The organism is Paenarthrobacter sp. NPDC089714 (genome assembly GCF_044748905.1).
Lineage (GTDB): Bacteria > Actinomycetota > Actinomycetes > Actinomycetales > Micrococcaceae > Arthrobacter.
Window position 1 is genome coordinate 524492 of sequence record NZ_JBIVGX010000001.1, and the last position, 25458, is coordinate 549949.

Genomic DNA, 25458 nt, shown 5'->3' on the forward strand with positions numbered 1-25458 from the left:
TGGCGGCCTACCCATGGCGGAGTGCCTGGATAAGCCGGGCCGCGGTTGCGAGCTGGTCCGGGGACAGTTCGCGGAGCTGGGCGACAATCAGGTCAATTTCCTGGTCCTCGCTGTAGCTCTCGGGAAGGATGCCGGCGGAGGCCATGGCTGCTTGCTGGACGATATGGAGCGGTAGGCGCAAGCCGGATGCGAGCTTCTCGATGGTGTCGATTCGCGGCATGTGGGGCTGGCCGGCAGCGGCGAGCTGGCCAATTTTGGCCTTAGACAGTCCGGAGCGGATAGCGATCTGCGAGTAGCTGTCGCCGGTCTTTTCCTGGTGCTGCCGGATTAGCTCGGCGAGCGTAATCTGTTCGGTCATTGCTGCGCTGCTCCTTTTTCGTGGTCGGCTTGTTATTTGGCCACCTCCCAGTTGGCTTCCTATAGCTACAGTCTACCTTTTATAGACGACCGTCGTCTAGTTCAATAATTCATCCAACGAGTTTCCTCTAGACGGCCCGAGTAGATCCGGCTTGCAATATTACTTTGTGACCGTCTAGATTATGTAGACGATCGCACTAAGAGATTGGACGGGCTTTGGGACATGAAGTGAAAGTGTTCATCATGCCGCGCAGAGTGGAGGGCCCGGACGGGCTCACTACTGCGCTGCGGCAGCGAATGGACGAGGTTGGCGTGGGCGTGCATCGGCTCAAGGCGGCCACCGGCGTAAATCATCAGACTCTCGCGAACCTGGCAAACGGGCAGGGCGGCGTCGAGCTGAAAAAGGCCACGCGGATCGCGGAGGCGCTGGAAGTTCGCGTGGGGGATCTCTTCCTCCATAAGGACGGCGCGGAACTGGTCGGCGCTTAACGTGTCGGGCTGGGTTGGGCTTGAGCAGCTCATGACTGCGCAGGAGGTCGCGGAAGTCCTGCGGGCCCCAAGCACCAAAACGGTCGCGGGCCTTCGGAAAAAGAACAAGCTCCGCGGGGTCCGCGTGGGCAGGTCCTACCGGTACCACAAGGACGACGTCGAGGAACTGATCCAGTTGCTCCGGGGTGAAGCGAAACAGGAACAGCATTGGGACGCTCAAAACGACTGACGTCTCCGCTAACGGGCAGCCGGCGGGCTTGGCTCGAGCGAATGGACAGCTACGTTTTCCGCTGCTGGTGCTGCGGGGCCTGGCGACTGCCTGAACAGCATATGAACAAACCACACAAGTGCGCAAGTGAGAGGGAACAATGACAAACGCTCTTATGCCGGCAGGGCTCGGCGGCCGGCTGGTCCTGGCCGCTGCTGACTATCGGCGAAACCGTGGCCTCTGGCTGCGGGCAAGACGGTCCGGGCTCGGTGCCTCGGACACGGCAACAATCCTGGGCCTGAACGAGTGGCGGACTCCGCTGCAGGTATGGCAGGAAAAGACAAGCCTGACGCCTCCGGATGATTCGGACCTTTCGGACGCGGCCGCTGCCGGCAACATGCTCGAGCATCCGGTGGCAGTCGGAACCGTGAAGCGGTGGCCGGATCTCGGCAAACTGGGTCCTACTCCGGGGCTCTTGGCCCACGAGGAGCATCCTTGGATGCTTGCAACATTGGACCGGCTGCTTTTCGAACGTGGCAGCTCCGGCAAGTTGCTCTCAATCCTCGAGGTCAAGACGACCACAAGTCAGAACTACAAGGCGCACTGGATTGACGGGCTGCCGCCGGCCTATATCCAAGTGCAGGTCCAGCAGCAGCTCGCGGTGACTCGCTGGCCTTTCGCCTGGGTGACTTGCTACCTCCGGGACACTGCCAAGTTCATGCCTCCGGTACGGGTGGAGCGATCGGACGAGGTTATCGGGCAGTTGATCCACTACGGCGGTATGTGGTGGCGCGATCACGTCGAGGGGATGCTCCGGCCGGAGCCGACGTTCGGCGATCGCGGGCAGCTCGGGCTGTTGTGGCCGGCGGACGCGAAAGCGGACGCGATCGTGGCCGGCCCGGATCTCGAGCAGACGGTCGCGGATCTCGCGGACGCGAAACGCCGGAAGAAGCAAGCAGAGGACGACGAGGCTCAGGCAGCTTTCAAGCTCAAGACGTCCATGAAAGAGCGAACCGGCCTTGTCAACGCGGACGGCGAGCTGCTCGCAACTTGGAAGAAGGGCACGAGCCGCCGATTCCAAGAGGCCAATTTCAAGAAGGACCATCCGGACCTTGCGGCGGAATACTCGCCGGCCGTCGAGGGGCGCGGCAATCTGCTCCTCACCAAAGCAGCAAAGGGAGAGGAATAACCATGACAGCAACAACAGACGGCAGCGCGCTCGCCGCAACGATTGGCAACAAGCAGGCGGAGACGGGCCGGGCTTCGGCCTTTGACCTCATGAAGTCCATGCGCCACGAGTTTGAGAAGGCGCTTCCGACCCACGTTCCGGTCGAGCAGTTCATGCGTACCGGCCTCACGGAGCTTCGGCAGAATCCGGAGCTGCAGCGCTGCTCCGCGGACTCGCTCCTCGGCGCGTTCCTGGTCGCTGCCCGGCTGGGCCTCGAGGTGGGCGGCCCTATGGGCCAGTTCTACTTGACGCCTCGGAGCATCTGGAACAAAGAGCTGAACGAGGGAAAGGGCGCGAAAGAGTGGCAGGTCGTCCCGATCATCGGATACAAGGGCCTCCTCGAACTGGCGCAACGATCCGGTCGCGTCGGTGCTGTTGGCGCGGAGCTGGTGCGGGAGGGCGACTCCTTCCGTCGAGGCTATGACTCAAGGCTCGGGGGCAAGTTCACGCAATGGGAGCCGGTGGACTACCTCGAAACGCGCGAGATCATCGGCGTCTTGGCTTGGGCTGAGGTCGGCGGCGGCGTCCAGGATCGCTACCTGCCAATCGAGAAGGTCCTCGAGCGCAAGGCGCGCGGCTCCGCCGGCGAAAAGGGCCCCTGGGCGACGGACTACGACGCCATGGTCCGCAAGACCGGATTCCGTGCCTTGTCCGGGGATCTGCCGCAATCGGCCGCGCTCGCGCTCGCGCGGACGGTTGACGAGGAAGTCCAGCGCTACATCCCCGGCGAAGCTCTCGACCTCGGCGAACAGTCGGAATAACCCAACACCAACGAGGAGAACACCATGAAGAACAAAACGGCCCCGGCCCGGAAGTCTGACCCTGCCACCTCGCACCTTGCGGCGGCAACGATCACACCGCGGAAAATGAGCACCGTCCGCTCGAGGGTGGAAGCGATCCTGGTAGGCGGAGACAAGGCGCGCGAGAATGGCGGGCTGACCCACGACGAGATTATCGCGGAGTACAAGGGCTACAGCTTGCGCCTGGGTTGGCCTCCGGCGTCGGACTCGAGCATCCGGACGCGCTGCAACGAGTTGTGGCGAGACGGCGCGGTGGAGCGCGTGGAGGAAACGGCCGGGCGGTCGAGGTTCGGCCGTCCCAGCATCCTTTGGCGTGCCGCAAGCGTCCAAATTTCAGAGACGAGCGGCGAAACTGAGGAGACGGAATGAGCGGGCAGGAGCTGGACTTCTGGGCCTACGGCGTGCCGGCCCCTCAAGGTTCCAAGAAGATCGGCCGGCACCCTGCAACGCGCCGGCCTCTCCTGGTGGACGACAACAGCAAGGCCCTCAAGCCGTGGCGCGAGACGGTCGAGTTTTACGCGCGGCGAGCCATGCGCGGGCTGCATCGGTTCGAGGGCCCGGTACGGATCGAGCTTCACTTCTTCCTGCCGCGGCCACAGAGCCATTTCAAGAAGGACCGGACGCTCCGGGCCTCCGCTCCTCTCTGGCCTGCCGTGAAGCCGGACACGGACAAGCTCGAGCGCGCCGTCTTCGACTCCTTGACGTCCGCCGGCGTCTGGGCTGACGACTCGCGGGCCGTCATGGTCTACGCCCAAAAGGCATACGCGGACGCACACGACCCCGGCGTCCAAGTCCGGATCTTTGACCTTGCAGAGGAGGGCGAGCTGTGAGCTTGCAAGCAATGGTGTGGGCCCTCAAAACGGCCCCGGTGCCGGACCCTATCGCGCACCTTGTGCTTATCGGCCTGGCCGATCACGCCAAGGACGACGGCTCGGCCGCGTGGCCGTCCGTCTCGGTCCTGGCGGAGTACGCCCGGTGCTCGCCGCGGTCCGTGCAGAATAAGCTCCGACTCCTCGAGGAGCACGGCCTGATCTGGAAGGGTGACCAGCGAGGCGTTGCGCATATGCCGGCGAACCGTCGCCCGGTGGCCTACGACCTCAATATTTTTGGGGTGAATCTGGTTCGCCCCCAAGATTCTGGGGTGCACGGTGAGGGCTCTGGGGGTGCACATGAGAACGAGCAGGGGCGCACACCGGTACCGGCAGGGGCGAACGTGTGTGCAGACAGAACCGTCCTTGAACCGTCCTTGAACCGTCCTTCTGAACCGTCCATGCTTGCGGGGCTCGACTTCGAGGCTTTCTGGAAGGTCTACCCTCGCAAGACTGCCAAAGCATCGGCACTGAAAGCTTGGAAGGCTGCGCTCAAGTCAGCCACTCCGGAGGAGATCGTGGTCGGCGCTCGCCGCTACGCGGAAGATCCAAACCGGTCGCCTCAGTACACGGCCTACCCGGCAACGTGGCTGAACGGCGGACGGTGGGAGGACGAGGATCTCCCAGCTCGCGGCAGCCAGTCCGGTCCCCGAGATCGTCAGGGCGAGATCCTGCAGCGCGAAATGGAAACGGCGCGGGCTGCTGACGCGGCGTCTGCGCTCCGGGGCATCACGGCGGGCGGTGGTCACGTTGCGTAAGCCTCACTACGAAAACGAGTCCGTGACCCTCTACGCCGGCGACTGCCTCGAGGTGCTCCGGGACCTTCCGGACGCTTCGGTCGATTCCGTGGTCACTGATCCGCCGTATGGGCTCGGCAACACTTCGCCGGCCCTAGTCGCGGAAACGGTGACGGCATGGCTTGGCGGGGACCGGGAGTACATCCCGGAGGGGCGCGGGTTCATGGGCCGGCCCTGGGACGCTTTCGTGCCTCCGGTCGCCGTCTGGGACGAGTGCCTCCGGGTTCTCAAGCCGGGCGGGCACCTCCTGGCGTTCTCCGGTTCCCGGACCTTGGACCTCATGAGCTTGGGGATCCGCTTCGCCGGTTTCGATATTCGGGATTCGATCATGTGGCTCTACGGGTCCGGCTTTCCCAAGTCGCGCGACGTGTCGGCAGCAATGGCCGGCTACCTTGAGGGAGACGCTCCGGAGGTCGGCAAGGACCCGGACGTGTACCGGGTGACTAAGTTCCTCAAGGAAGCGCGGGACGCTGCAGGGTGGACGAACCGGCGGATTGACGAGCTGTTCGGAACCAACGGCATGGCTGGGCACTGGACAACCCAGGGCGCGCAACCCTCGGTGCCGTCCCTGCGGCAGTGGGAGATCCTGCGCGAGGCGCTCGCCTTTGACGACAAGAGCATCCGGGCCGTTGTGGAGCGGCTGTGCTCGACGGAGCGGCCGGAGGACTGGGGCGCGGGCGACGGGGACTCCGGCTTCCTTGACTCGCTCAAGAAGAACGTGGAGTTCGCCAGCGCGGGGGACTGGGGCACTGCCTTGAAGCCGGCATTCGAGCCGGTGGTGGTCGCAAGGAAGGCTGTGGTCGGGTCGATCACGTCGAATGTGCACAACTTCGGCACCGGTGCTTTCAATCTGGCGGAGTGCCGGGCCGGTGGAGAGTCTGGACGCTGGCCGGCCAATGTGGTGCTCGAGGAGTCGCAAGCTGCGGAGCTGGATCGGGTGAGCAACGAGAAGCCGGCGCAGTTCTTCCCCACGTTCCGGTACGAGCCCAAGGCTCCGACGTCGGAGCGGCCGCGGGTGAACGGCGTAACCCACCCAACGGTCAAGCCGCTGGAGCTTATGCGGTGGCTCTGCCGGCTGGTCACTCCTCCGGGTGGTGTGGTCCTGGAACCGTTCGCCGGGTCCGGAACAACGGTCGAGGCGGCGTTCCTTGAGAACTTCCGGTGCATAGCCGTTGAGCGGCAACCGGAGTATCTGCCTCTCATTGAGTCGAGGTTCGCTAAGACGCTGGAGCCAGTGTTCGACTTCGGAGCACTGCTGTGAGGGCGGGGGAGCTGTGCGCCGGATATGGCGGCCTTGCCCTTGCTATCGAGGAGGTGTTCGGGGCTACCACTGCATGGTTCAGCGAGTTCGACCCAGCACCGTCGAAAATCCTTGCCTACCGGTGGCCTGACGTCCCAAACCACGGCGATATGACCAAGATCGACTGGTCGGCCATTGAGCAGGTTGACCTGATAAGCGGGGGGACGCCTTGCCAGGATCTCAGCACGGCCGGACGCCGAGCCGGAATGAACGAGGGGACTCGCTCCAACTTGTGGGTCACCATGCGAGAAGCAATAGCAGTCCAGAAGCCGCGCTTCGTGGCCTGGGAAAACGTGAGGGGGGCCTTCAGTGCCGACGCCAGTAGCAGTTTGGAACAGTGCCCGGGATGTGTGGGAGATACCTCGGACGGAAGGACTTTTCTGCGAGCACTTGGACGTGTTCTCGGGGACCTTTCCGACCTCGGGTATGACTGCCAATGGCGAGGCGTTCGAGCTTCCGACGTGGGAGCCCCTCACGGCAGATTCAGGGTCTTTGTCCTTGCTGCCAACCGTGACTACTTCGGAGAGTACCGGGCCGGGCAATGGCCCCAACAAGACCGGGGGCGACAACTTGCGGACCGTGGTAGCTCTGTTGCCAACGCCAACGACACGCGATCACAAGGACAACACCATCCGGAGGGAGCCGCACCGTCCGAACGACACGGACACTCTAGCGAGGGCGTTGACTGGGGTCGATACGCCGGGGCTGTTCGTCGGTGGGAAGCCATGCGTGGAGCCGCACCTTCCCCAGTCGAGTTGAGCCCCGCTGGCAAGCCTCGCCTCTCCGCGCACTTTGCGGAGTGGATGATGGGCCTCCCTCCCGGGTGGATAACGGCGGTCCCGGGCATCGGCTGGGGCGACCACCTCAAAGCCTGCGGGAATGGTGTCGTCCCACAACAGGCGGCCGCTGCCCTGCGCCACATGCTGGGCGCTTTCCAAGCTCAGTGGAGGCTGGCCGCGTGACTATGACCAACGAGGAGGCCGTCGAGCTGGTGGCCTACTTGAACCGGGCCGGACTGGTGATCGCCATGGAGGGCCAAGCCGCTGTATGGCGGGACTCGCTCTATGACGTCACTTTCGCGGACGCTCAAGTCGCGGCGCGCGAAATGGTCCGGGCCGGGGCAGTCCGGGAGAGATTCGCCACGCCGGCGGATCTCTTCCGGGCAGTCAAGCGGCTACGTGCCGGCAGGATCGGCGGGCGAGTGGCTCCGGCCCCTCCTATGCCACTCGAACCGGCCGCTGAGCTGCTGTTCGGCCGGGCGTACCTCTGGGCCCTGGGCTCCGGAGCTACGGAGGAACAAGCGGACGCTGTGGCCTGTAAGCGGGTCGGCGTCGAGCGGCAGGCGCTCGCGGGGCCTGGCAGGAATCCGCGGGAAATTATCGAGGCGGCCGCTGCGGCGCTGGTGGACGAACGGAGGGAATGCGGTGGACGTCAAGAGGCAATGGACGGAGAGTGAGGCGCGGCGGGTGGCTGCCCACGCGGAGCGGACCGCGGGACGCCTCGAGGCGCTCGCGGACCGGTATGTGACGCTGGCTAGCCATATTCCGGCGGGTGGACGTCGAGGCGGCGGGGACGAGCCGGCATTCCATGCGCCGGCCGGCCCTCGGGCTCCGCTCCGGGTGGAGGTGGTAGACGTCCGGGACGAGGTGGCGCTGTTTGTCCGGGATTTCCTGCCTCGAGTCCGGCTGTCCATGAGGCTCAAGGGAATCACTCGAGGAGCCGGCGACGTCCGGCCGGGCCTGCTGCTTATGGCCAGGCTGTTGCCGGCGGTCTATCATCGGGACCTTGGCCTCGGTGAGGAGATCTCGCGCGGGGCCTGGGATCTCGAGCGACGGGCAGCCTGGGCTGCCGGCGAGGTGCCGCGGCCGTTCGCGCTGACGGACCGCTGTGAGAGCTGCGGGTTGCCGTCGCTTTGGGTGGTCCCGGATCGGATGGTGGTCCGCTGCGGCAACCCTGCGTGCGGCCGTCAGGATCCAGTGTCAGGGGTCTCGTCTATGGTGGCCTCATCGGAAAGTTGAAACCTCAAGAGTGGCTCAAATAACTTGAGCAAAACTTGCATTTGGGTTGTCGGTCATAGAATTTTTCCGGTAGTCTATAAAACGTAGACGAACGCACTAACAGGGCTGGGGGGCCTGCGAAGGGGAAACACATTGAACAACTGGGTAATCACGGGGGATGGTTTCGCTGAGGGGCCAGTTATCGAGGTACCGCTTGGGGATTTAGAGGCCATTCGAGTGGCAGCACTTTGGACGGACGAGGACGGGGTTTGCGTCTCAGTCGATACCGGCGACGAGCCGATACCGGCTCGGGCAGCAAAGCAAGTCACAGCAGCGATTTTGGAGCTTTCGGCCCTTGAACCACCGGTGGTGTCCTCGCTCTAGCGGGGGCGCTTCGGCGTGCTCCAATCGTCCAAAATAAATAGTCAACCAACAAGAGGAGATAGACGAAATGCGCTTATTTTTCTTGCTCGCGCTCGCGGCGTTGCTGCTGATCGCGGCTTCCCTAGCACTGTATCCTTCCGCCGGATTTGATGGGCGCTCGCTCCTTGCGGCCGTCCTCGCCGTCCTGGTCCTTGCAAAGTTGCGAGGCGCGGCAGCATGAGTGGCGAGGAGCGGATCCCGGCCGCGGCCGATATGGTGGCCTCCGCGACGGGCTCCGGCGTAACTGCCGCCTTCACGGCGTTCCGCGAAATGGTCAAGAATCCAACGGCCATGGCTGCCCTCATTTTCGCCACGCCTGAGCAGCGCGTGGCCATGGTGGACGATCTCGAGTCCATCGTCCAGAAGTCCATCAAACAAACAATCCAAGGCATGGCGGCCGTAGCTGTCGCTGAGTCAATCGCAACGGAGGCGGCAAAGAATGTCTGAGCAAGCACAGGAAGCCGGGATCCTCAAGACCGGACCCCTCGAGATCACAGACGACGAGGTCGCGGTTATCGTCCTCGGCAAGCCGGAAGCGATCGGGGACCTCGGCTTCGGCATGGACGCCCAAGTCCGGGCGCGTTCCGGCATCGGCCCCAGCCTAGTAGTCCGGGCACTCAAAACCCTGGTCGCGGATCTCGAGCGCGAGTTCGGACCTGACGGGGGCAAGTGTGGCTGTGGGCGCAACCATGACTGAGGTCCTCGAGGCTCCGGCACTGCCGCGGGTGCTCTACCTCGCCGGCCCAATGTCCGGGCTCCCGGCGTTCAACTATCCCAGCTTCGACGCTGCCGCAAAGCAGCTACGCGAGGCCGGCTTCGAGGTCCTCAACCCTGCGGAGAACTCGGCACCGGAAGGCGCGGAATGGGTGGACTACATGAAGCTCGCGATCGGGCAGCTCGCCCAAGCGGACGCCGTGGCGTTCCTGGCAGGGGCCGGCAACAGCAAGGGCGCTCGCATAGAGATGCGCCTGGCCGTCGATCTTGAGATGCGGGTCCGGCCGGTCCGGGCCTGGCTTACTGAGGCAGGGCAGTCCGCGTATATGTCACGACTGCTGAACAACGAAACGAAAGAGGCAAGCAAATGATGAGGACCACCACCACTTCCGCCGGAACGACGGTAACGGTTGAGGACAGGGACGGGGACCGGGCCGTTGTCCTGGATCATCCGGACGCGCCGGACTTTGCCCGGAACGCGGAAGCCGGCCGATTCCTTAACGGAGGCTTTCAGCCGGCACCGTTTGTTGCGTTCGCTTTGGGTCCGGATGCTCTGCGGGCGATCGCGGATCTCCTCGAGCTGGAAGGCTAGGCGTGGCCGGCGAGACGACCATAACCCTGATAGGCAACCTGACCAACGACCCGGAGCTACGGTTCACGCCTAGCGGCTCGGCCGTGGCAAACTTCACCGTGGCCTCGACGCCTCGCACGTTCGACCGGCAGTCGAACGAGTGGAAGGACGGGGAGACGCTTTTCATGCGGTGCTCGCTTTGGCGAGAGGCCGCGGAGAACGTCGCGGAGTCGCTAACCAAGGGCCTGCGCGTCATTATCTCGGGCCGGCTCAAGTCCCGGAGCTATGAGACGAAAGAGGGCGAGAAGCGCACCGTCGTTGAGCTTGAGGTGGACGAGATCGGCCCCTCGCTGAGGTATGCCATGGCGAAAGTGACGCGCACCCAACGGTCCAGCAATGGCGGAGGCTTCGGCGGCGGGCAGCCTGCCGGCAACAACTCGAGCGCGCAGTCTGACGCCTGGGGCGGTCAAGGTGGCGGCGGCAATTGGGGCAACGGGCCCGATTCCGAGCCCCCGTTCTGATATGTAGACGGGCCGGATTTATCGCGTCCGGTCCGTCTACTTTTCCTAGACGATCGGCTATAATTGGATATGTCAGCAAGGGAGAGGAATCGCCATGACTGAGGCGCAAAACAGCCAACTACAGCAATTCCGGACCGGCGAGGACGTGCCGTTGAACGTCGCCGAAAAGCTCGACCCGGCAGCCTCCGGGATCAAGGTACTCGCACGCAAGAGGCCAGTCCGCCGGCACCGGGTACTCCGGACCAACTCGGCACGTATCGCGCTCGACCAATTCGAGCCCGGCATGGATTACGAGGTCAGCACCAACGGGGCCTTCTCGCTCCTGGACGCGATCCTGGTACTCCTCGAGCGGACCGGCCCGGCCGACGTCGCTATCTCCACCTGGTCCGCGGGCCTATACGACGTCGAGGTCGCTAACCGGTTCATGAATACCGGCCTTATCAAGTCCATCCGGTTCATCCTGGACGTGTCCTTCCGGAACAACGGAGGCAGCCGCGGATACTCCTCGCTCCTCATGGATATGTTCGGCGAGGAGTGCATCCGAACCACACGGACCCACGCGAAATTCGTGACCATCACCAACGACGAGCACCAACTGAGCATTTCGAGCACGGCGAACCTGAACGAAAACAAGCGGCTCGAGATATTCAGCTTCTCGGACGACCCGGCACGCGCTGCCTGGTACCTCGAGCTGGTCGAGGAGCTATTCCACGACGTCAAGCCCGGCTGGAATCCGGACAGCGGGGCCCCGGCCCTCGGCAGGCTCGACCCTTCCGGCTCAAACATCAAAATGGCGGACCGTGCCGGCGTGTCCATGGGGCAAGTGAGGATCGGCAATGCCTGAGACAACCAAGAAAACCACCACGGCAGCAAGAGGCAGGCGCGGGTCTGCTGCCGCGGAAGCTCCGGCGGAGGAGTCGCGCGCTTTCCCTCCGCCTGAGCGGCTCGACTCGGCAGCCTCGGAAGTGTGGCGCGAGATCATCGAGCAGCACCACGAGCCAGCCAAGATCGTCGGCCCTGACCTCGAGGCGTACTGCGCGCAAGTAGCGCTGCAGCGGGACCTCCGGGCAAGGATCGCCGGCGAGGGCTCCATCATTGCGGACGAGCGAGGCCGGCCGGAACCGCACCCAGCGATCGCGCTCGAGCGGGCAGCACAAAAGGAAATCCGCGACTGGGGCGACAAATTCCGCGGACGGGCAAAGAGGCCAACACCAACGAGGAGAACATCATGATGACCAAGGCGGACGAGATCCGGCAGAAGATCCGGAAGCTCGCGCAGGAGATCGAGGCAACCCTCGAGCGGCTCGCCGAACAAATGAGGGCCGGCGAGTTCCTCGAGGCGGCGGCGACTCTCGCGGATCTCCGGCCACTGCTCAAGCGCAAGGACGGCATGGTCCTCGAGCTGCTCGAGGTGTACCGGGAGGCCGGCAAATGATCCGGGTAGTAGCACTCGCAACCCTTCAATTCACAAGCGGCGGCCTGTTCGACGGCCGGCCGGCGGACAAGCGGATCCACCTAGTCCGTATGACAGACAGCGGCACGCCTGGCCCTACCATCTGCGGCATTGACCGCTTCGACAAAAACGGGCCGGGCTGGTCCGTGGGCGGCGGGATCTCCGGCCCCGGAATCGAGGCCATGGCCTGCCCTGGCTGCGAGGCCGTCGCGCAGCGTGACTATTCGGCCGCTCCTGTCTGGGGCTCCACTTTCGCGGACCTGTTCCGCAAGCATCGGAAGGCTCCACACTCGGTCCGGAACCTGCCGGTCGTCGCAACGGAAGGGCAATGGGCATGAGGTGCAAACACTGCGGCCACTACATCGAACGCGGACCACTGAGGGGCTCAATCCCATGGGTCCACATCACGCCTTCCGGCGTCTCCGGCTGGCAGCAATGCAAAGTCGACGGCGAGAAGCTCGAAACCATGGCGGAACCGGCATGAGCGAGACGGAGCGGTCCATGCTTGACCGGCTGAACCAGAAGTATTCGACCTTCGGCGGAAACGGATTGCGGTACACGCGGGCCGAACACGTCAAGGTATCCGCCGGGCATAACGCTTCCCGGATCTGCGATTACATGGCGTTGGATCTCTGGCCCGGAATGGGGGCAGGGTCCGGGCCCAAGCTTCATGGTCACGAGGTCAAAGTGTCCCGGTCGGACTGGCTGACTGAACTCAAGGACCCGGACAAGGCTGAATCGTTCGCGCAGTATTGCGATTACTGGTGGCTGGTGGTAGCGGACAAGAAGATTGTGGCACCGGGCGAACTTCCGAAACGCTGGGGACTTATGACCGTCCACGGACGCGGGCTGCGCGTAGTCGTACACGCCGAACGGCAACCTCTGGTTGTTCCGATGGGCCGTGATTTGCAGGCCACGTTCAGCCGCGCTGTGACCAAAACGGCCGTCCGGCTGGTCCATGGCGAGGATTTGGCGATGAAGCGGCTCCGGCATCGGATGGGGATTGCACTTTGAGCGGCTTCGAGCCGGAGCCATACGACGGCAAGCCGGCGGACATTGTGATCGAGGACGGCATTACCTGGGTCCGGATCAAGAACGAACAGCTCGGCGTTGAGGCGTTGGCGAACCACGAGGTCCTGACCGCGCCACCGTTGCCGGACAAGTACCAAATCAAGGTCGACATTCCAAAAATGCCGGACCCCTTCGCGAACTATGCGGAGTTCATGGTCCGGCCGGCAGTAAATCCATTCCTGAAAGCGTGGGGACTATGAGCAACAAAGAGGAACGGCGCAAGCAGCGGCTAGGCGATTCGATCGTCCGGTTTATGGACAAGCACCACAAGTGCGAGGTCGTCGTGGTGGACTCCTCGGACGGGCCTCTCGGCGTCGAGGTGATGCGGGTGGACGGGGCCCGACTTTCCCGCCAACAGGAGCAGGACCTGGGCGACTTCCTGCGAGGCTATGCAATTTTCCAGCCGATGAAAAAGGAGAAGAAGTGAAGGAACTCAAGGGCAAGTGCCGGCTGTGCAAGTACCCGGTGACGCTCGAGCGGTCCGGGAAGTGGACGCATGGCGGGGGGATCTCGGCTGCGATCGCGCACTCGGTAGCGGTCGGCCTCCGGAGGCTGGCAGACGCGGAAAACCAGGCGAACTATGCGCTGGCCGGACCTTCGAGGGGCAGCAAATGAGCCGGGTGATTCCGTTGTTTGCACTGGTCCGGCATCCGGAGCAGCTCGGCCGGGCCATGCTGTGCAAGCTGGCGGAGGACGGCGTGACGTATGAGGAGATAGCGGAGGGCTCATGGGACAAGCTGAAAGACGAAATGGACTACCTCCACGAGGGCGAGGATGCGCTGCACGGCGGGCCTTCGGAGGGCGCGGTGCACCATAACCACGTCACGAGAGACATAAAGGAGCGTGGCAAGTGCCCGGCCTGCGACGAGTATTGGGCCCAAGTGACTCAGAACCTCGAGGCGGTACGCGAGGAGCTGGGCGACTATGCCGGCTACGCGCTCGAGATCCACGCGGAAGATATGCCGCGCGACGTCGGACCCTTCGCAACTCGCGAGGAGGCGGAGCAGTGGATGCAAGGCCGGATCCGCAACGGCTCCTGGAGCGTCACGCCACTGACAGACCCAAACAGGGTGAGCGCCCAAGACGAGAGGTTGGCAGAGTGAGCAGCGAGGACGCCCGGCGCTGCCTGCACTGTGACCAAACCAAAGAGGAGATCCGCAAGAACGAAACCATCTGCGGCATTGTGTCCGGCTATGAATACCAGGAGCTGATCGAGGAATGGCCGAAGCATCGGTGGGCGGACTGGAAGGACCACGAGCTGCCGCCGATCATTCGGACGGAGTTCCGGCACCTGCACCGGCGTACTCAAGTAACCCAGTTCGAGTGGCTGCCCTGCGAGCACACCACCATTGGACACAAGTACCCGGAGACGATCGAGGACCTCGAGTATTTCGACGCCGGGCGGTGCATCTTCTGCGGGCATAAGCAGAGCAAGGAGCTTGTGCCCTGGTGCCCACACGTGAGCTACTCCGGAGCTGAGCGGCCTGTCGAGGAGATGGGGCGCATGCCGGTCTTGTGGTCCTGCGATAGCTGCGGGCACCTCGAGGTGATCCAGTGAGCAGCAGCGAGGGCACCGGGTTGCTTATGGGAATAGCGGATCCGCCGTACCTCGGCCGGGCTGCTCGCTGGTACGGCGTGGGCGGGCGAGGCTCGGGAGGTGGCGCGCATAGGGCGGACGAGCACGAAGCGGCCGCGGAGTGGGACAACCCTGCCAAGCACCACGAGCTGATCAGCCGGCTTATGGACGAATACGGGGCCTGGGCGGTCGCGCTCCATCCGTCCTCGCTGCCGCTGTACCTGAACCGGGTACCTCCAACGGCGCAAGTCATGGTGTGGCACAAGCGCAACGCGGTACCGTCCGGAGCTCGACTCCGGAACTGCTGGGAACCGGTGATCGTGTGGACTCCTCGCCGGGCTCGAGGCACTGGGCAAGCAGTGAACGACGTGCTCGACGCGCCGGCCCCTGGTGGAGGATTCGCCGGTGCCAAGCCTCCGGCCTGGACAAGGTGGGTGCTTGACGCGCTGGGCTTCGACCACGAGCGGGACGTCCTCGCGGATCTGTTCCACGGCTCGGGGGCTGTTGCCGGCGAGGCTGCGCAAGGGGTGCTCTTGTGAACCGTGAATGCAAGGACTGCCGGACGCCTGTCAACATTGCCACGCTGCCAAGCGATCACACGGTGGGGTGCCCCGCAAGGGAGCCACTGGTGTTGGTGGATACTGTGGCGGCCGCGGCCGCGGTGCAGCGGAAGCCTGGCACCGTGAGGAGCTGGGCAGCACGCGGGGATCTCGAGCGGCGAGGCCGTGACGATCGAGGGCGCACGGTCTACTCGCTCGCTGACGTGTACGAGGTAGCGGCCCGGACGGGCGGTGGCAAGTGAGCCTGGCGGAGAAGATCGTGGACGCGCGTCGGATACTGGCGGAAGCTCTCGCCGCTCATGGTGGCGAGCACGAGATCGTCGGGCGCGCCGTCTTATTCAGCGGTGGGAACGACTCGCACGTTCTCGCGGATCTCATGGTGCGGGAAGGCGTGGCAACTCACGCGATCCATGCCAACACGACAATCGGAATCGAGGCCACCAGGGAGTTCGTCCGGACTCGCTGCTCCGTTCTGGGGCTGCCCTTGCTTGAGGAGGTGCCGCCGGCGTCATATGCGGAGCTTGTAGAGGAACAAGGGTTTCCGGGCCCGGCGCATCACTTCAAGATGTACCAACGGCTCAAGGAGCGAGGACTGAGGCAGGCGCGCCGTCGCCTGGTCGCTGATCCATACAAGCAGCGGGTGGTGTTCCTGGCAGGACGTCGCCGGGCTGAGTCGGCAAGGCGGGCAGACGTGCCGGAGTACGAGCGCGAGGGGTCCGTGATCTGGGTGTCTCCGCTGGCGAACTGGACCAGCGAGGATATGGCGGAGTACCGGGGGCTTGTCGATCTGCCGCGCAACGAGGTAGCGGACGCGCTGGGCATGAGCGGCGAGTGCCTATGTGGGGCCTTTGCTGAACCTGGCGAGCTTGAGAGGATCGAGGCTCTGCACCCTGACGTCGGGCAGGAGATCCGCGCGCTCGAGGTGCGCCTGCTCGAGGCAGGCAAGGTACCGGAAGAACGGTGCATGTGGGGCTGGGGTGCCTACCGTGACGGGGGGCCTGCCTCGGCAGTTGGCCCGCTGTGCTCCAGCTGCGACTTCCGTTCTGACCCAAGCAAGCGCGGCGAGGTGTCGGAACGGGTGCGGGAAGCATACGCGCGCATCGAGGCTCGGCGGTCTGGGCTGTCGAACCAGCCGGCCTTGTTTGATGTGGAGAGCGTCTAGGTAGCGTGGGCGCGTGTCCAATTTGACGAGACGTTGGGGTGCACGCAACACTTAGCAACAGCGCTAGAGCTGTCTCTCCTGCAACTCGCGCGAAAAGCCTCCGGCCTGTGGAGGGGAAGCCACGGCCGGGGGCTTTTCCCATGTCCGGGGGGTGTCCACCATAGGGGGCGGGGCCCATGGCCGGGGGTAGTGCACACGTCACAAGCCGGAACACGGCAGCACAGAAGCGGATCATTGCGGACCTACGGGCTCAACGCATACGGGACTGCTGGCTATGCGGTGACCCTATCGACTACGACGCACCAAAGGACGACCCCTTGTCCTTCAGCGCGGACCACAAGAAACCCTGGTCCAAGTACCCGGAACTCCGCGAGGACCCAGCGAACTTCGCCCCGTCCCACCTCGGCTGCAACAAAGCAAGAGGCAACAGAGAACCACCTGCGGGCCTCGGCCTCCTCTCTCGCGTGTGGTGAGCCCTCAACCGCTGCCATAGGGGTAGGGGGGTCTGAATCTCTACCGCCGGGTGGGCCTGGCCCGAGTTGCCGGCAGTGGAAGTCTCCCCCCGGCAGGGAGGGAGGGGGTCGCGCGCGCGGGCGCGCGCACTGAGTTCTGAGTCAATTCGATATAGACGGGCGGGGAAATGAGCATGCACGAGGAACACATAGCCACGGCGCTCAACGCTGCGGCCGCGCTCGGTCAGCGGGTTGCGGTGTTCGCCCCTGGCGGCGCGGAAGCGCACGAGCTGTTCGAGGCTTTCGCGGCACACCTGCCGGAAGGCTACGCGGTGGACCTGCGGCGGACGTCCGGGCGGGAGTCATTCCGGTTCAAGGGCTCCGGTGGGGAGATCCGGTTTTACGGTTTGCGGAGTCGCGGGCATCGTGGCTGGGCCGCGGACCGCGCATTTGTCCCGGTCGGCATTTCGCCGGACCGGTTGGCGGATATTTGGCCGGCTCTCAACACGAGCCGGGTCGGTGTCCTGACGGGATTCTGAGGCGGACGCGGTGGAGATCTGGGAGCAAACCAACGAGGCGGTGCAAGCTGCCCGGCGGGCCGGCGTCCTGACTGATATGGACGACGGAGCGTGCGCGGCGCTGCTGCAGCTCGCGGAGCGCATGGACGATCCCGACTACCCGCTGATCGACGGGCGCTTCGACAACGTAACGGCTGCCTTGTACTTCAAGGCGTGCGAGCAGTTGGGCTTGACGCCTTCGGGCCGGGCCAAGCTGCCAGAGAAGAAGGAGAGCGGCGGTGGCAAGCTCGCGCAGCTCCGCTCGGTCCAAGGCGGGAAGTCGAGGCGCGGAGCCTAAGAAACTCATGGGCCATGAGGTCCCGCGGATCTACACGCCTCCGCTGCGGAGGCTGACCCCGAAAACCTCGGCCGGCTTCGCCTGCATCGAGTTCGCGGAGGAGGTCCTAAACCTCACGCTATTTCCGTGGCAAAAGTGGTTTCTGATCCACGCGCTCGAGCTGCTCACGGACGGGTCCTTCCGGTTCCGGACGGTGGTGCTGCTGGTCGCTCGGCAGAACGGGAAGTCGACGCTCGCCCAAGTGCTCGCGTTGTTCTTCATGTACATTCGGGCGGCTCGCCTAGTGATCGGCACGGCGCAGAACCTCGACATTGCGGAGGAGGTCTGGGCGGGTGCGGTCGAGATCGCGGAGGAGTGCGAGGAACTCGCCTCTGAGATCAAGAAGGTGAACCAGACCAACGGCAAGAAGTCGCTGGATCTCGTGACCGGTGAGCGCTACAAAGTGCAGACAGCGAGCCGGCGCGGCGGCCGTGGCCTGTCCGGTGACCTGATCCTCCTTGACGAGCTGCGCGAACATCAGTCGTGGGACGCCTGGGGCGCTATCACCAAGACGACGATGGCGCGGGCCCTCGCGCTGATCCTTGCGCTTTCCAACGCCGGGGATGCCTCCTCGATCGTGCTGCGGTACCTGCGCAAAATGGCGCACGCCTCGCTCGGTGATCCGGACGGCATCAACTCGGACGGCCTGGCCCCGGAACTGCTCATGGCAACGACTCCGGAGGAGCAGGAGGAACTCGAGGAGTCGGTCGGGGATCTCGAGGATGACGCGCTCGGAATCTTCGAGTGGTCAGCTCCTCCCGGCTGCGCTCGAGACGATCGCGACGGCTGGGCCGCGGCGAATCCGTCGCTTGGCTACTCCATCACGGAGCGCGCGATCGCTTCGGCCTGCAAGACGGACCCCGAATGGGTGTTCCGGACTGAGGTCCTTTGCCAATGGAACGACGGCGTAACCGAGGGGCCGTTCCCCTCGGGCTCCTGGGAGGCCGGCCAAGACGTCCGGTCTGAGATTCCGGCAGAGAATCCGGTTACCTACTGCGTGGACACGGAGCACGACCGCACTCGGTCTTTCGTGGCAGCCGCCGGCCGGCGTGCTGACGGGGAACTCCACGTCGAGCTGGTCGCGTCCAAGTACGGGCTCGGCTGGCTCGTGGACTGGTTCAAGTCGCGGGCATCGGAGCAGCGGCCTATGCGGGTTGTAGTCCAAGCTCGAGGCGCTCCGGTTACCGGCGTGCTCGAGGACCTCAAGGAGATCCCTTTCCTCGAGGTGATCGAGTGGGGCGGTACTGACTTGGGCGTCGGGTGCGGCAAGTTCTACGACGCCGTCCGGGCCCACGTCTGGACCCCGGACCTTGAGCTTGGGGAAACGGAAGCGGACCGGCCGGTCCGGGTGTATCACTTGCCGCAGCCGTTCCTCAACATTGCGGCAGGCACGGCGGTGACTAAGCCACTCGGTGACTCGTGGGCTTGGAACCGGCAGGCGTCGCCGTTCGGAGCTGCTCCGCTCATGGCTGTGTCCGGTGCCGTGTGGGACGTCCTGCAGCCGGCCGAACTTGTTACGGAATCCGCGTATGAGGACGGGGATTTGATGATCGTTTAGGGGTCGATGTGGAAATTTTCGTGTCCGTTCTGGTGGCTCTGTCCGTCCTCTACTGCGTCTATTGCATGTGGAAGATTCAGCGGAAGCCGGCACCTGCGCCGGAACCGGCCCCGAATCCCTGGGAAGTCGTCGTGGCTCGCCGCTGCGTGGTCAACCTCAAGACAGGCCGGGCCGTGGACGGCGTGCTGATCCGCAAGGACGGACCGCTGCTGTTCCTCCGCAACGCCGTGCTGCTCGAGGAGGGCAACGAGCCGGCAGCAATCGACGGCGAGGCCGTCATCCAATCTGAGCACGTCGATTTCATCCAAGCACTGTAAAGGGGCGCTGACTTATGGCTTTCGTCATTACTGACGGGGCGCTGCGGGCCCTGACTTCGGCGGGTGTCTCGGGCGTCCGGACGGCCATGACGCTCGCCGACGATTACACGCCGGACTACTCGGCCATTTGGCGCAGCCACGGTTCCGTCCGGACCGTTGTGGACTTCCTGGGCCGGAACATTGCGAGCATCGGCCTCCACGTCTACCGGCGCAAGGCTGACAACAGCCGCGAACGGGTCCGGGATCATCCTCTGGCCCGACTCCTCGGCCGGCCTAACCCTGGCACCACGACTTACCGGCTCATGGACGGCACGGTCCGCGATCTCGCGATCTACGACCGGGCCTACTGGCTCAAGCTCAAGTCGGAGGCCGGCGGCTTCTGGGTGGTCCGGCTGCCTGCCGTATCCGTCCGGCCCATCGGCGCTACCTGGTGGGGCCCGGAGAAATTCGAGCTGTACGGCTCCAACGGAACCAAGCCAATCCCGGCCGAAATGATCGTGAACTTCCGCGGCTACTCGCCGGAGGGTGACCTTGCGGGCACGTCGCCGCTCGAGTCTCTCCGCCGTGTGCTTGCTGAGGAGTACGAGGCCGGCCGGATGCGTGAGCAGACGCTCCGCAACGGTGCCCGCGCTTCGGGTTACCTCGAGCGTCCGGCTCCTGCCAACAATCAATCGGCGTGGTCCAAAGAGGCGCGCGAGCGGTTCCGGCAGTCCTGGCGTGCGCAATATACGGGCGGCGGACCGGAGGCTGGCGGTACTCCGATTCTTGAGGACGGCATGAAGTTTGTGCCGGCGTCTCAGTCGGCCAAGGATCTGCAATACGTCGAGGTTCGGAAGCTGGCGCGCGAGGAGGTCGCCGCGGCGTACTTCATCCCGCCAACAATGGTCGGCGTCATGGACTCCGCGACGTTCTCGAACATCAAAGAGCAGCACAAGCACCTCTACCAGGACACTTTGGGCCCCTGGCTCAAGATGCTTGCCCAGGAGCTTATGCTCCAACTGCTGCCGGAGTTCGGGGATTCTGAGGACCTCTATCTCGAGTTCAACCTCGAGGAGAAGCTCCGCGGCAGCTTCGAGGAGCAAGCCGCGCAACTGCAAACGGCAACGGGCGGGCCGTACATGACGCGCAACGAAGCGCGCGCCATGAACAACCTGCCGGCGATCGAGGGCGGCGACGAGCTGATCGTTCCGCTCAACGTGATCGAGGGCGGGCAGGCTTCGCCGACGGACTCGGCACCGGACGGGGCGGCCGCCGGCCCCATGCGTGCACTCAAGGCCGGGCCCTCGGGAAACAAGGGCCCAGATCTCACGGACGCGCAGAAAGCGGAGGCCGTCGCGCTGTTTGAGAACTTCTTCAAGCGGCAGAAAGCGGTGGTCCTGTCCGCGATCGGTGCCGGCGGTGACTGGTGGGACGCGGACCGGTGGAACGGTGAACTCGCCGACGACTTGTTCGCCCTGGCGCTGTCCATGAGTTCCGCGCTCGGTTCCAAGCAGGCGGAGGCGCTCGGCTTCGATCCGACGAGTTACGACGTCAACCGGACGGTCGAGTTCCTCAAGGCCGTAGTCGACTCTCGCGCGGAATGGGTAAACGAGGCCACTCGGACCCAGCTCGAGAAAGCGATCGCCGACGACTCGGAGGACGCGCCGGGCCCCGCTGCTGTTTTCGAGGCTGCCCAAGGGCAGCGCTCGGGCGCTGCGGGACGGGCCCTCGCTGCCACGGTCGGAGCTTTCGCGCTGACTGAGGCAGGCAAGCAGCTTGCGCGTGACCGGACGGTCAAGACGTGGCGGACTACCTCCACTGATCCGCGCAAGAGCCACGCGCGCTTGGACGGGGAAACGGTGCCGATCGATGCCAAGTTCTCGAACGGCATGAAGTGGCCGGGTGATCCGGTCAAGGGCCCGGACGAGGTGGCCGGCTGTGAGTGCACCGTCGACGTATCAATCGAATAGCCCGGAGGGGGAGCAATGAGAATCAAGAGCGTACCGGTCCAGTTCAAGGCCGGCCCGGCGGACGGGCTCCAAGAGGGCGAGTTCATCGTCTACCCGTCCACCTTCATCCGTAAGGCTGACTCTTACGGCGACGTGGTGGCCAAGGGTGCATTCCTGGACACGATCAAGGAATGGGCGGACTCCGGCAACGTCCTGCCTGGCCTGTTCGGGCACCGGATGGACGACCCGGACTACTACGTAGCCAGTGCCCTGGAAATGGGCGAGGACGAAAACGGCTGGTGGGTGAAGGGTGTTTTCGACCTCGAGTCTCCAAAGGGCCCCCACGTCTACCGGCTCGTCAAGAGTCGCCGACTCAACCAGCTTTCCTTCGCTTACGACGTGCTCGAGGGCGCGGACGTGGAGCTGGAGGACGGCACGAAAGCCTACGAGCTGCGGAAGCTCCGGGTTTACGAGTTCTCGTTCGTGCCTATCGGTGCCAACCAGGACACCTCGGTTGTGGCCGTCAAGGCACTCGCGGACCTCATGGCCGGCGGGATCAAGGAAGGCCGCGTCCTGGCGGCAAAGCATATCGACTCCCTGCGTTCCGCGCAGGACGCTATCGGCGCGGTCATTGCGGCCGCGGAGATAGCGACAGACCAAGAAAAGGCCAACGGTAACGGGCCGGACAACGACGAGGGCGGCGCTGCCGTCAAGTCGGAGGATCTGACCCCGATTCCGTCCGCACGGACCTTGGCATGTAAGGCGCTCGAGGCGGAACTCGCCGCGATCTCCTAAGTAATCCAACAACTAACCGCTTGGCACCTGCCGGGCGGTTTTTTCATGCCTAGAGGAGGCAACCATGAGCACCAAGCTCAAGAACCTGCAGGAGGCCGCGGCCGCTGCTGCTGCCCGTGCATTCGCAATCGCCGAAAAGGCCGACGCTGAGGGCCGTTCCCTCACGGAAGCAGAGCAGGCGGACTACAAGGCCGATATGCTCAAGGGCCGCGAGCTGCTCGAGCAGATCAAGACGGCCAAAGCGGACGAGGCCATTCTCGCGGACGCCAAGAAGCTGGCCGACGAGATCGGCCCGGCTGCTGCTGAGGACCTGGACGGGCAGAAGGATGCCGCCGGCACGCTTCGCCGCGTGAAGGACCTGGGCCTCGAGATCGTGAACTCCGCGGAGTTCAAGGCGGCCATGGCCCCGTTCAAGAACGGCGGCGTGCCGGAGCGCTCCCGGTTCCAGTCGGACCCGATCGCGGTCAAGTCGCTGTTTACCGGTGTCGCTGACACCTCCGCCGGCGTCTTTGTCACTCCGGAGCAGACGGGCATCCTCGAAATGCTCGGCCGCCGGCCGCTGACCATTCGCGACATGATCAGCAAGCGCACCACCGGTTCGGACACCGTGGAGTACGTCGTCCAGACGGCGCACACCAACGCGGCCGCTCCGGTTCCGGAAGCCACAACCTCTGCGGCTCCTACCGCTCCCGGCACTGCCGGCGCGCTGGTTCTGCCTGCTGGCGGTGGCTACAAGCCGGAAGGCTCCTGGGCTTTCGAGCGCAAGACGGCCACGGTCAAGACCATCGCCGAGTGGGTGCCGGCCACCAAGCGCGCACTTGCTGACGCTGGTCAGCTCCAGGGCCTCATCAACGACGAACTCCGCAAGGACATCGCCGAGACTGAGGAAGCGCAGATCATGAACGGCAACGGTTCCGGTGAGAACCTGCCCGGCATCCTGCAGACCTCCGGCATTCAGTCGCAGGCGTTCGACACGGACATCTTCACGACGTCCCGTAAGGCAATCACCAAGGCTCGCACTGTGGGCCGCGTGGTTCCGAACGCTTTCGCGTTCAACCCGGTGGACGTCGAGACGATCGACCTTGCTCGCGAGAACGGCTCCACCGGCAAGTTCCTGGGTGCCGGCCCGTTCTCCATGGGCCCCCGGACCCTGTGGGGCGTTCCGATCGTGGAGACGGAGGCCGTCGCTGCCGGCGAGGGCCTGCTCGGCGACTACTCCAAGGCGGTCCTTTGGGACCGTCAGCAGACCACTGTCACGATGACGGATTCCCACGCGGACTTCTTCATCCGAAACATGGTCGCCATTCTGGCGGAGGAGCGCGTGGCCTTCGGCGTCACTCGCCCCACCGCTTTCGTCAAGGTTGACACTCAGGCTTAGTCCTGACACTTCCCAAGATTGAGGGCCCTGCTTCGGTGGGGCCCTCAATCGTCTTACCTCGAAAGGCGGTGCCCTCGTGGCTCTGAACAAGTACAACGCAACGATCAATGAACTTCCCACGGTTCTGCTGCTCTCCGACGAGGACGCGAAAGCTCGCGGCCTGACGGACGCGGATCTCGTCGGCGCGGCTCCCGCTCCGGACCCGGCCGCGGAGGCTGCCGCGGCTGCTGCTGCCAAGGAGGCCGCGGACGCTGCTGCTGCTGAGGCTGCGGCAAAGGAAAAGGCGGACGCTGATGCTGCTGCTGCCGCTGAGGCGGAGAAAGCAGCCAAGACGCCGGCGAACAAGTCGCGGGCTGCTGCGGCCAACAAGTAACGGAGGGGGCCGGCTGTGACTACCACCATCATTGAGCCGGACGAGGAAGTGTTCCGGCTGCCGGCGTTCGTCACTGCCGCGGAGTTCTCCGCCTGGACGAACGGCAAAGTAGCGGCTGCGGATCCGCGACTCGAGCCGCTCCTGAAGGGGGCATCGGCCGGGCTTCGGCGTTACGCGGGCTGGCACATTGCGCCGGTCCTCGAGGAAACGCTGGTGGGGGACGGTCCGGGCGGGCGGCTGCTGTTGCTGCCTACCGGCCGTCTCCTGTCCGTCGTGTCTGTGGATAACGGCGGAACCGTTATGGATCCAGCCGTGGTTGACGCCTCGAAAGCCGGCATGCTCGAGCTGCGCGACGGCTGGTGGACCTCGAGGCTCGGGGCTGTCTCGGTCCGGGTGCGCCACGGTTTCGACCTGGCCGACGCCGAGGACGTTCGGCAGATCGTCAAGCAGGTTGTCGCCAACGCGCTTTCCTCGCCGATGGGCGCGACTCGCGAGCAAGCGGGCACCGTGTCTATTTCTTGGGCCACCACTGCGCCGGGCGTGTCCGGTGGCCTCTCACTCCTGCAGCGGGACCTCGACGTCCTCGCTCCATTCAAAATCTAGGGGGGGCCGGCGTGCTGCCGTCGTTCGCAACGCAAGAAATAGTGGTCGTCGCTCCTGCCTGGACAACGGACGCGCGGAACGTCCGGAAGCCGGACTACGGCGAGGCAGCAACTCGCACCACGGTGCCGGGCTGCAGCGTGCAGCCTGGCGCGTCCCCCGAATTGGTCCCGGACGGCCGCTCGACGGCCACAATCCGCTGGACCGTCCTCGCTCCTCCCGGAACCGCCGTCGATGAACGTTCGGCGGTCGAGTTCCGCGGCCGTCTGTACGGGGTAGACGGTGTGCCGTTGGTCTGGGACTCGCCGACCGGCGCTCTCGATCACGTCGCTCTGTTCCTCATTGATTGGAAGTGATCCCATGCCGGCGAAAGTCACGCGGATTGTGTTCAAGACCAAGGGCTTCCGGCAGATCCTCCGCTCTCAAGCTGTGACCGCTGACCTCGCCCGGCGGGGGGCAGCGATCGCGGCCGCGGCCGGCGAGGGAGTCGGAACCAAAACGACGGTGGGCGCTAACCGTGCCCGCGTGACCGTCGCGACGGAGACGAAAGAGGCAGCCAAGCGCGAGGCCGTCGATAAGACGCTCACGAGAGCGATCGGGGCCGGCCGTGGTTGAGATCCTCGAGCCGGCAGACGGCGAAACGCTGGCGATCCAATACCTCCAGGCGCTGTTCGTCTCCGAGGCGGATTTCGAGGGCGTCGAGTTCGTCGGCAGCCTGCCGGCGGAAGTCGAGGGTTACGAGCCGCCGGCGGAGGCCGTCGTCGTGCGGCTCACAGGGCTCTCCGCGCGTGACGAGACGGTAGACGTCCACCAGCTCACTTTGACGGCCTGGGCGGCCTCTCCAACGGACGAGCTGAGGGCCTCGGCGATCGCTCGACGGGCCGGCGCTTTCATGCGCCTCGCGGAGCGGCTGGGGGCCATGGCTGGGGTTCCTTGCTCGCGAGTCCAAACATTCAGCTTCTACAACGATCCGGACCCCATAACGGGCCGGGCGAGGTACTCCGCAACTTACGCGGTGTCACTGCGCGGGCAAGTCGTCCGGGCGTCGTAAATCTCCTGCCTGAAAG

43 protein-coding genes are annotated in these 25458 nt (G+C 64.7%); 42 read left to right on the forward strand and 1 reads right to left on the reverse strand.

All coding sequences use genetic code 11. From position 1 onward, the window contains the following. Positions 1 to 7: 7 nt before the first annotated feature. Complete coding sequence (locus ACIPY3_RS02420; protein WP_400329612.1) at positions 8 to 358, reverse strand: hypothetical protein; 351 nt, start codon at positions 356 to 358, stop codon at positions 8 to 10. Positions 359 to 585: 227 nt separating this feature from the next. Between ACIPY3_RS02420 and ACIPY3_RS02425 the strand changes: the two genes are divergently transcribed. The 42 genes from ACIPY3_RS02425 to ACIPY3_RS02630 all read left to right on the forward strand — a co-directional run bounded on the left by ACIPY3_RS02425 (position 586) and on the right by ACIPY3_RS02630 (position 25442). Then, positions 586 to 846, forward strand: coding sequence for a helix-turn-helix domain-containing protein (locus ACIPY3_RS02425; RefSeq protein ID WP_400329614.1), 261 nt, complete (start codon positions 586 to 588; stop codon positions 844 to 846). A 31-nt stretch (positions 847 to 877) separates the two neighbouring features. Further along, the gene (locus tag ACIPY3_RS02430; RefSeq protein ID WP_400329617.1) at positions 878 to 1075 is read left to right on the forward strand and encodes a helix-turn-helix domain-containing protein; all 198 of its coding nucleotides are present in this window, start codon (positions 878 to 880) and stop codon (positions 1073 to 1075) included. A 139-nt stretch (positions 1076 to 1214) separates the two neighbouring features. Beyond that, positions 1215 to 2243: a YqaJ viral recombinase family protein gene (locus ACIPY3_RS02435; protein WP_400329620.1), complete on the forward strand. Its 1029-nt coding sequence runs from the start codon at positions 1215 to 1217 to the stop codon at positions 2241 to 2243. 2 nt (positions 2244 to 2245) lie between these two features. Then, complete coding sequence (locus tag ACIPY3_RS02440; RefSeq protein ID WP_400329623.1) at positions 2246 to 3043, forward strand: recombinase RecT; 798 nt, start codon at positions 2246 to 2248, stop codon at positions 3041 to 3043. 24 nt (positions 3044 to 3067) lie between these two features. Continuing rightward, complete coding sequence (locus ACIPY3_RS02445) at positions 3068 to 3451, forward strand: hypothetical protein (RefSeq protein ID WP_400329626.1); 384 nt, start codon at positions 3068 to 3070, stop codon at positions 3449 to 3451. Further along, a complete protein-coding gene (locus tag ACIPY3_RS02450; RefSeq protein ID WP_400329629.1) occupies positions 3448 to 3912 on the forward strand; it encodes a RusA family crossover junction endodeoxyribonuclease in 465 nt (154 codons plus the stop codon). The genes ACIPY3_RS02445 and ACIPY3_RS02450 overlap by 4 nt, the downstream gene beginning before the upstream one ends. Beyond that, positions 3909 to 4709 carry a helix-turn-helix domain-containing protein gene (locus ACIPY3_RS02455; protein ID WP_400329632.1) on the forward strand — a complete coding sequence of 267 codons (801 nt, stop codon included), beginning with the start codon at positions 3909 to 3911 and terminating at the stop codon, positions 4707 to 4709. Before ACIPY3_RS02450 ends, ACIPY3_RS02455 begins: the two co-directional genes overlap by 4 nt. A gap of 22 nt (positions 4710 to 4731) precedes the next feature. Next, positions 4732 to 6009: a DNA-methyltransferase gene (locus ACIPY3_RS02460; RefSeq protein WP_400329635.1), complete on the forward strand. Its 1278-nt coding sequence runs from the start codon at positions 4732 to 4734 to the stop codon at positions 6007 to 6009. Next, positions 6006 to 7010, forward strand: coding sequence for a DNA cytosine methyltransferase (locus ACIPY3_RS02465; protein ID WP_400329637.1), 1005 nt, complete (start codon positions 6006 to 6008; stop codon positions 7008 to 7010). The genes ACIPY3_RS02460 and ACIPY3_RS02465 overlap by 4 nt, the downstream gene beginning before the upstream one ends. Next, on the forward strand, positions 7007 to 7504 hold the full coding sequence (locus ACIPY3_RS02470; RefSeq protein WP_400329640.1) for a hypothetical protein: 498 nt from the start codon (positions 7007 to 7009) through the stop codon (positions 7502 to 7504). The genes ACIPY3_RS02465 and ACIPY3_RS02470 overlap by 4 nt, the downstream gene beginning before the upstream one ends. A 992-nt stretch (positions 7505 to 8496) precedes the next feature. Beyond that, entirely contained in the window at positions 8497 to 8649 is a 153-nt protein-coding gene (locus tag ACIPY3_RS02475) for a hypothetical protein (protein WP_400329643.1), read from the forward strand. Beyond that, positions 8646 to 8915 (forward strand): hypothetical protein, encoded by a 270-nt coding sequence (locus ACIPY3_RS02480; RefSeq protein WP_400329646.1) that lies wholly within the window; start codon positions 8646 to 8648, stop codon positions 8913 to 8915. Before ACIPY3_RS02475 ends, ACIPY3_RS02480 begins: the two co-directional genes overlap by 4 nt. Continuing rightward, on the forward strand, positions 8908 to 9165 hold the full coding sequence (locus ACIPY3_RS02485) for a hypothetical protein (RefSeq protein ID WP_400329648.1): 258 nt from the start codon (positions 8908 to 8910) through the stop codon (positions 9163 to 9165). The genes ACIPY3_RS02480 and ACIPY3_RS02485 overlap by 8 nt, the downstream gene beginning before the upstream one ends. After that, positions 9158 to 9553, forward strand: coding sequence for a DUF4406 domain-containing protein (locus ACIPY3_RS02490; protein WP_400329651.1), 396 nt, complete (start codon positions 9158 to 9160; stop codon positions 9551 to 9553). Before ACIPY3_RS02485 ends, ACIPY3_RS02490 begins: the two co-directional genes overlap by 8 nt. Next, positions 9550 to 9774: a hypothetical protein gene (locus tag ACIPY3_RS02495; protein WP_400329654.1), complete on the forward strand. Its 225-nt coding sequence runs from the start codon at positions 9550 to 9552 to the stop codon at positions 9772 to 9774. The genes ACIPY3_RS02490 and ACIPY3_RS02495 overlap by 4 nt, the downstream gene beginning before the upstream one ends. A gap of 2 nt (positions 9775 to 9776) precedes the next feature. Next, positions 9777 to 10274 (forward strand): single-stranded DNA-binding protein, encoded by a 498-nt coding sequence (locus ACIPY3_RS02500; RefSeq protein ID WP_400329657.1) that lies wholly within the window; start codon positions 9777 to 9779, stop codon positions 10272 to 10274. A gap of 94 nt (positions 10275 to 10368) precedes the next feature. After that, entirely contained in the window at positions 10369 to 11118 is a 750-nt protein-coding gene (locus ACIPY3_RS02505; protein ID WP_400329660.1) for a hypothetical protein, read from the forward strand. Continuing rightward, positions 11111 to 11506, forward strand: coding sequence for a P27 family phage terminase small subunit (locus ACIPY3_RS02510; protein WP_400329663.1), 396 nt, complete (start codon positions 11111 to 11113; stop codon positions 11504 to 11506). Before ACIPY3_RS02505 ends, ACIPY3_RS02510 begins: the two co-directional genes overlap by 8 nt. Then, positions 11503 to 11709: a hypothetical protein gene (locus ACIPY3_RS02515; RefSeq protein ID WP_400329666.1), complete on the forward strand. Its 207-nt coding sequence runs from the start codon at positions 11503 to 11505 to the stop codon at positions 11707 to 11709. Before ACIPY3_RS02510 ends, ACIPY3_RS02515 begins: the two co-directional genes overlap by 4 nt. Beyond that, positions 11706 to 12065: a hypothetical protein gene (locus ACIPY3_RS02520; RefSeq protein ID WP_400329669.1), complete on the forward strand. Its 360-nt coding sequence runs from the start codon at positions 11706 to 11708 to the stop codon at positions 12063 to 12065. Before ACIPY3_RS02515 ends, ACIPY3_RS02520 begins: the two co-directional genes overlap by 4 nt. Positions 12066 to 12207: 142 nt before the next feature. Then, positions 12208 to 12741, forward strand: a complete 534-nt coding sequence (locus ACIPY3_RS02525) for a hypothetical protein (RefSeq protein WP_400329672.1) — start codon at positions 12208 to 12210, stop codon at positions 12739 to 12741. Next, positions 12738 to 12998: a hypothetical protein gene (locus ACIPY3_RS02530; protein ID WP_400329675.1), complete on the forward strand. Its 261-nt coding sequence runs from the start codon at positions 12738 to 12740 to the stop codon at positions 12996 to 12998. The genes ACIPY3_RS02525 and ACIPY3_RS02530 overlap by 4 nt, the downstream gene beginning before the upstream one ends. Further along, entirely contained in the window at positions 12995 to 13225 is a 231-nt protein-coding gene (locus tag ACIPY3_RS02535) for a hypothetical protein (RefSeq protein ID WP_400329677.1), read from the forward strand. Before ACIPY3_RS02530 ends, ACIPY3_RS02535 begins: the two co-directional genes overlap by 4 nt. Further along, positions 13222 to 13413 carry a hypothetical protein gene (locus ACIPY3_RS02540; protein WP_400329680.1) on the forward strand — a complete coding sequence of 64 codons (192 nt, stop codon included), beginning with the start codon at positions 13222 to 13224 and terminating at the stop codon, positions 13411 to 13413. The genes ACIPY3_RS02535 and ACIPY3_RS02540 overlap by 4 nt, the downstream gene beginning before the upstream one ends. After that, positions 13410 to 13901, forward strand: coding sequence for a hypothetical protein (locus ACIPY3_RS02545; RefSeq protein ID WP_400329682.1), 492 nt, complete (start codon positions 13410 to 13412; stop codon positions 13899 to 13901). Before ACIPY3_RS02540 ends, ACIPY3_RS02545 begins: the two co-directional genes overlap by 4 nt. Continuing rightward, entirely contained in the window at positions 13898 to 14356 is a 459-nt protein-coding gene (locus ACIPY3_RS02550; protein WP_400329684.1) for a hypothetical protein, read from the forward strand. The genes ACIPY3_RS02545 and ACIPY3_RS02550 overlap by 4 nt, the downstream gene beginning before the upstream one ends. Then, the gene (locus ACIPY3_RS02555; protein ID WP_400329687.1) at positions 14353 to 14913 is read left to right on the forward strand and encodes a hypothetical protein; all 561 of its coding nucleotides are present in this window, start codon (positions 14353 to 14355) and stop codon (positions 14911 to 14913) included. Before ACIPY3_RS02550 ends, ACIPY3_RS02555 begins: the two co-directional genes overlap by 4 nt. Positions 14914 to 15002: 89 nt before the next feature. Further along, positions 15003 to 15176 (forward strand): hypothetical protein, encoded by a 174-nt coding sequence (locus ACIPY3_RS02560; protein ID WP_400329690.1) that lies wholly within the window; start codon positions 15003 to 15005, stop codon positions 15174 to 15176. Continuing rightward, positions 15173 to 16096 carry a phosphoadenosine phosphosulfate reductase family protein gene (locus tag ACIPY3_RS02565; RefSeq protein ID WP_400329692.1) on the forward strand — a complete coding sequence of 308 codons (924 nt, stop codon included), beginning with the start codon at positions 15173 to 15175 and terminating at the stop codon, positions 16094 to 16096. Before ACIPY3_RS02560 ends, ACIPY3_RS02565 begins: the two co-directional genes overlap by 4 nt. Positions 16097 to 16272: 176 nt before the next feature. Further along, entirely contained in the window at positions 16273 to 16569 is a 297-nt protein-coding gene (locus ACIPY3_RS02570; RefSeq protein WP_400329694.1) for an HNH endonuclease, read from the forward strand. A gap of 167 nt (positions 16570 to 16736) precedes the next feature. Then, the gene (locus ACIPY3_RS02575) at positions 16737 to 17087 is read left to right on the forward strand and encodes a hypothetical protein (RefSeq protein WP_400329696.1); all 351 of its coding nucleotides are present in this window, start codon (positions 16737 to 16739) and stop codon (positions 17085 to 17087) included. 10 nt (positions 17088 to 17097) lie between these two features. Further along, entirely contained in the window at positions 17098 to 17403 is a 306-nt protein-coding gene (locus tag ACIPY3_RS02580; RefSeq protein WP_400329698.1) for a hypothetical protein, read from the forward strand. 7 nt (positions 17404 to 17410) lie between these two features. Continuing rightward, positions 17411 to 19000: a hypothetical protein gene (locus ACIPY3_RS02585; protein ID WP_400329701.1), complete on the forward strand. Its 1590-nt coding sequence runs from the start codon at positions 17411 to 17413 to the stop codon at positions 18998 to 19000. Positions 19001 to 19008: 8 nt separating this feature from the next. Then, positions 19009 to 19317 carry a hypothetical protein gene (locus ACIPY3_RS02590; RefSeq protein WP_400329703.1) on the forward strand — a complete coding sequence of 103 codons (309 nt, stop codon included), beginning with the start codon at positions 19009 to 19011 and terminating at the stop codon, positions 19315 to 19317. A gap of 14 nt (positions 19318 to 19331) precedes the next feature. Next, a complete protein-coding gene (locus tag ACIPY3_RS02595; protein WP_400329706.1) occupies positions 19332 to 21266 on the forward strand; it encodes a phage portal protein in 1935 nt (644 codons plus the stop codon). A gap of 15 nt (positions 21267 to 21281) precedes the next feature. Beyond that, positions 21282 to 22040: an HK97 family phage prohead protease gene (locus ACIPY3_RS02600; RefSeq protein ID WP_400329708.1), complete on the forward strand. Its 759-nt coding sequence runs from the start codon at positions 21282 to 21284 to the stop codon at positions 22038 to 22040. Between the two features lie 64 nt (positions 22041 to 22104). Further along, entirely contained in the window at positions 22105 to 23418 is a 1314-nt protein-coding gene (locus ACIPY3_RS02605; RefSeq protein ID WP_400329711.1) for a phage major capsid protein, read from the forward strand. 76 nt (positions 23419 to 23494) lie between these two features. Beyond that, positions 23495 to 23791 (forward strand): hypothetical protein, encoded by a 297-nt coding sequence (locus ACIPY3_RS02610; protein WP_400329714.1) that lies wholly within the window; start codon positions 23495 to 23497, stop codon positions 23789 to 23791. Between the two features lie 15 nt (positions 23792 to 23806). After that, complete coding sequence (locus tag ACIPY3_RS02615; protein WP_400329716.1) at positions 23807 to 24394, forward strand: hypothetical protein; 588 nt, start codon at positions 23807 to 23809, stop codon at positions 24392 to 24394. Between the two features lie 11 nt (positions 24395 to 24405). Next, on the forward strand, positions 24406 to 24747 hold the full coding sequence (locus ACIPY3_RS02620) for a hypothetical protein (RefSeq protein ID WP_400329719.1): 342 nt from the start codon (positions 24406 to 24408) through the stop codon (positions 24745 to 24747). Positions 24748 to 24751: 4 nt separating this feature from the next. Further along, a complete protein-coding gene (locus tag ACIPY3_RS02625) occupies positions 24752 to 25006 on the forward strand; it encodes a hypothetical protein (protein WP_400329722.1) in 255 nt (84 codons plus the stop codon). After that, positions 24999 to 25442, forward strand: a complete 444-nt coding sequence (locus ACIPY3_RS02630; RefSeq protein ID WP_400329724.1) for a hypothetical protein — start codon at positions 24999 to 25001, stop codon at positions 25440 to 25442. The genes ACIPY3_RS02625 and ACIPY3_RS02630 overlap by 8 nt, the downstream gene beginning before the upstream one ends. Positions 25443 to 25458 lie beyond the last annotated feature (16 nt).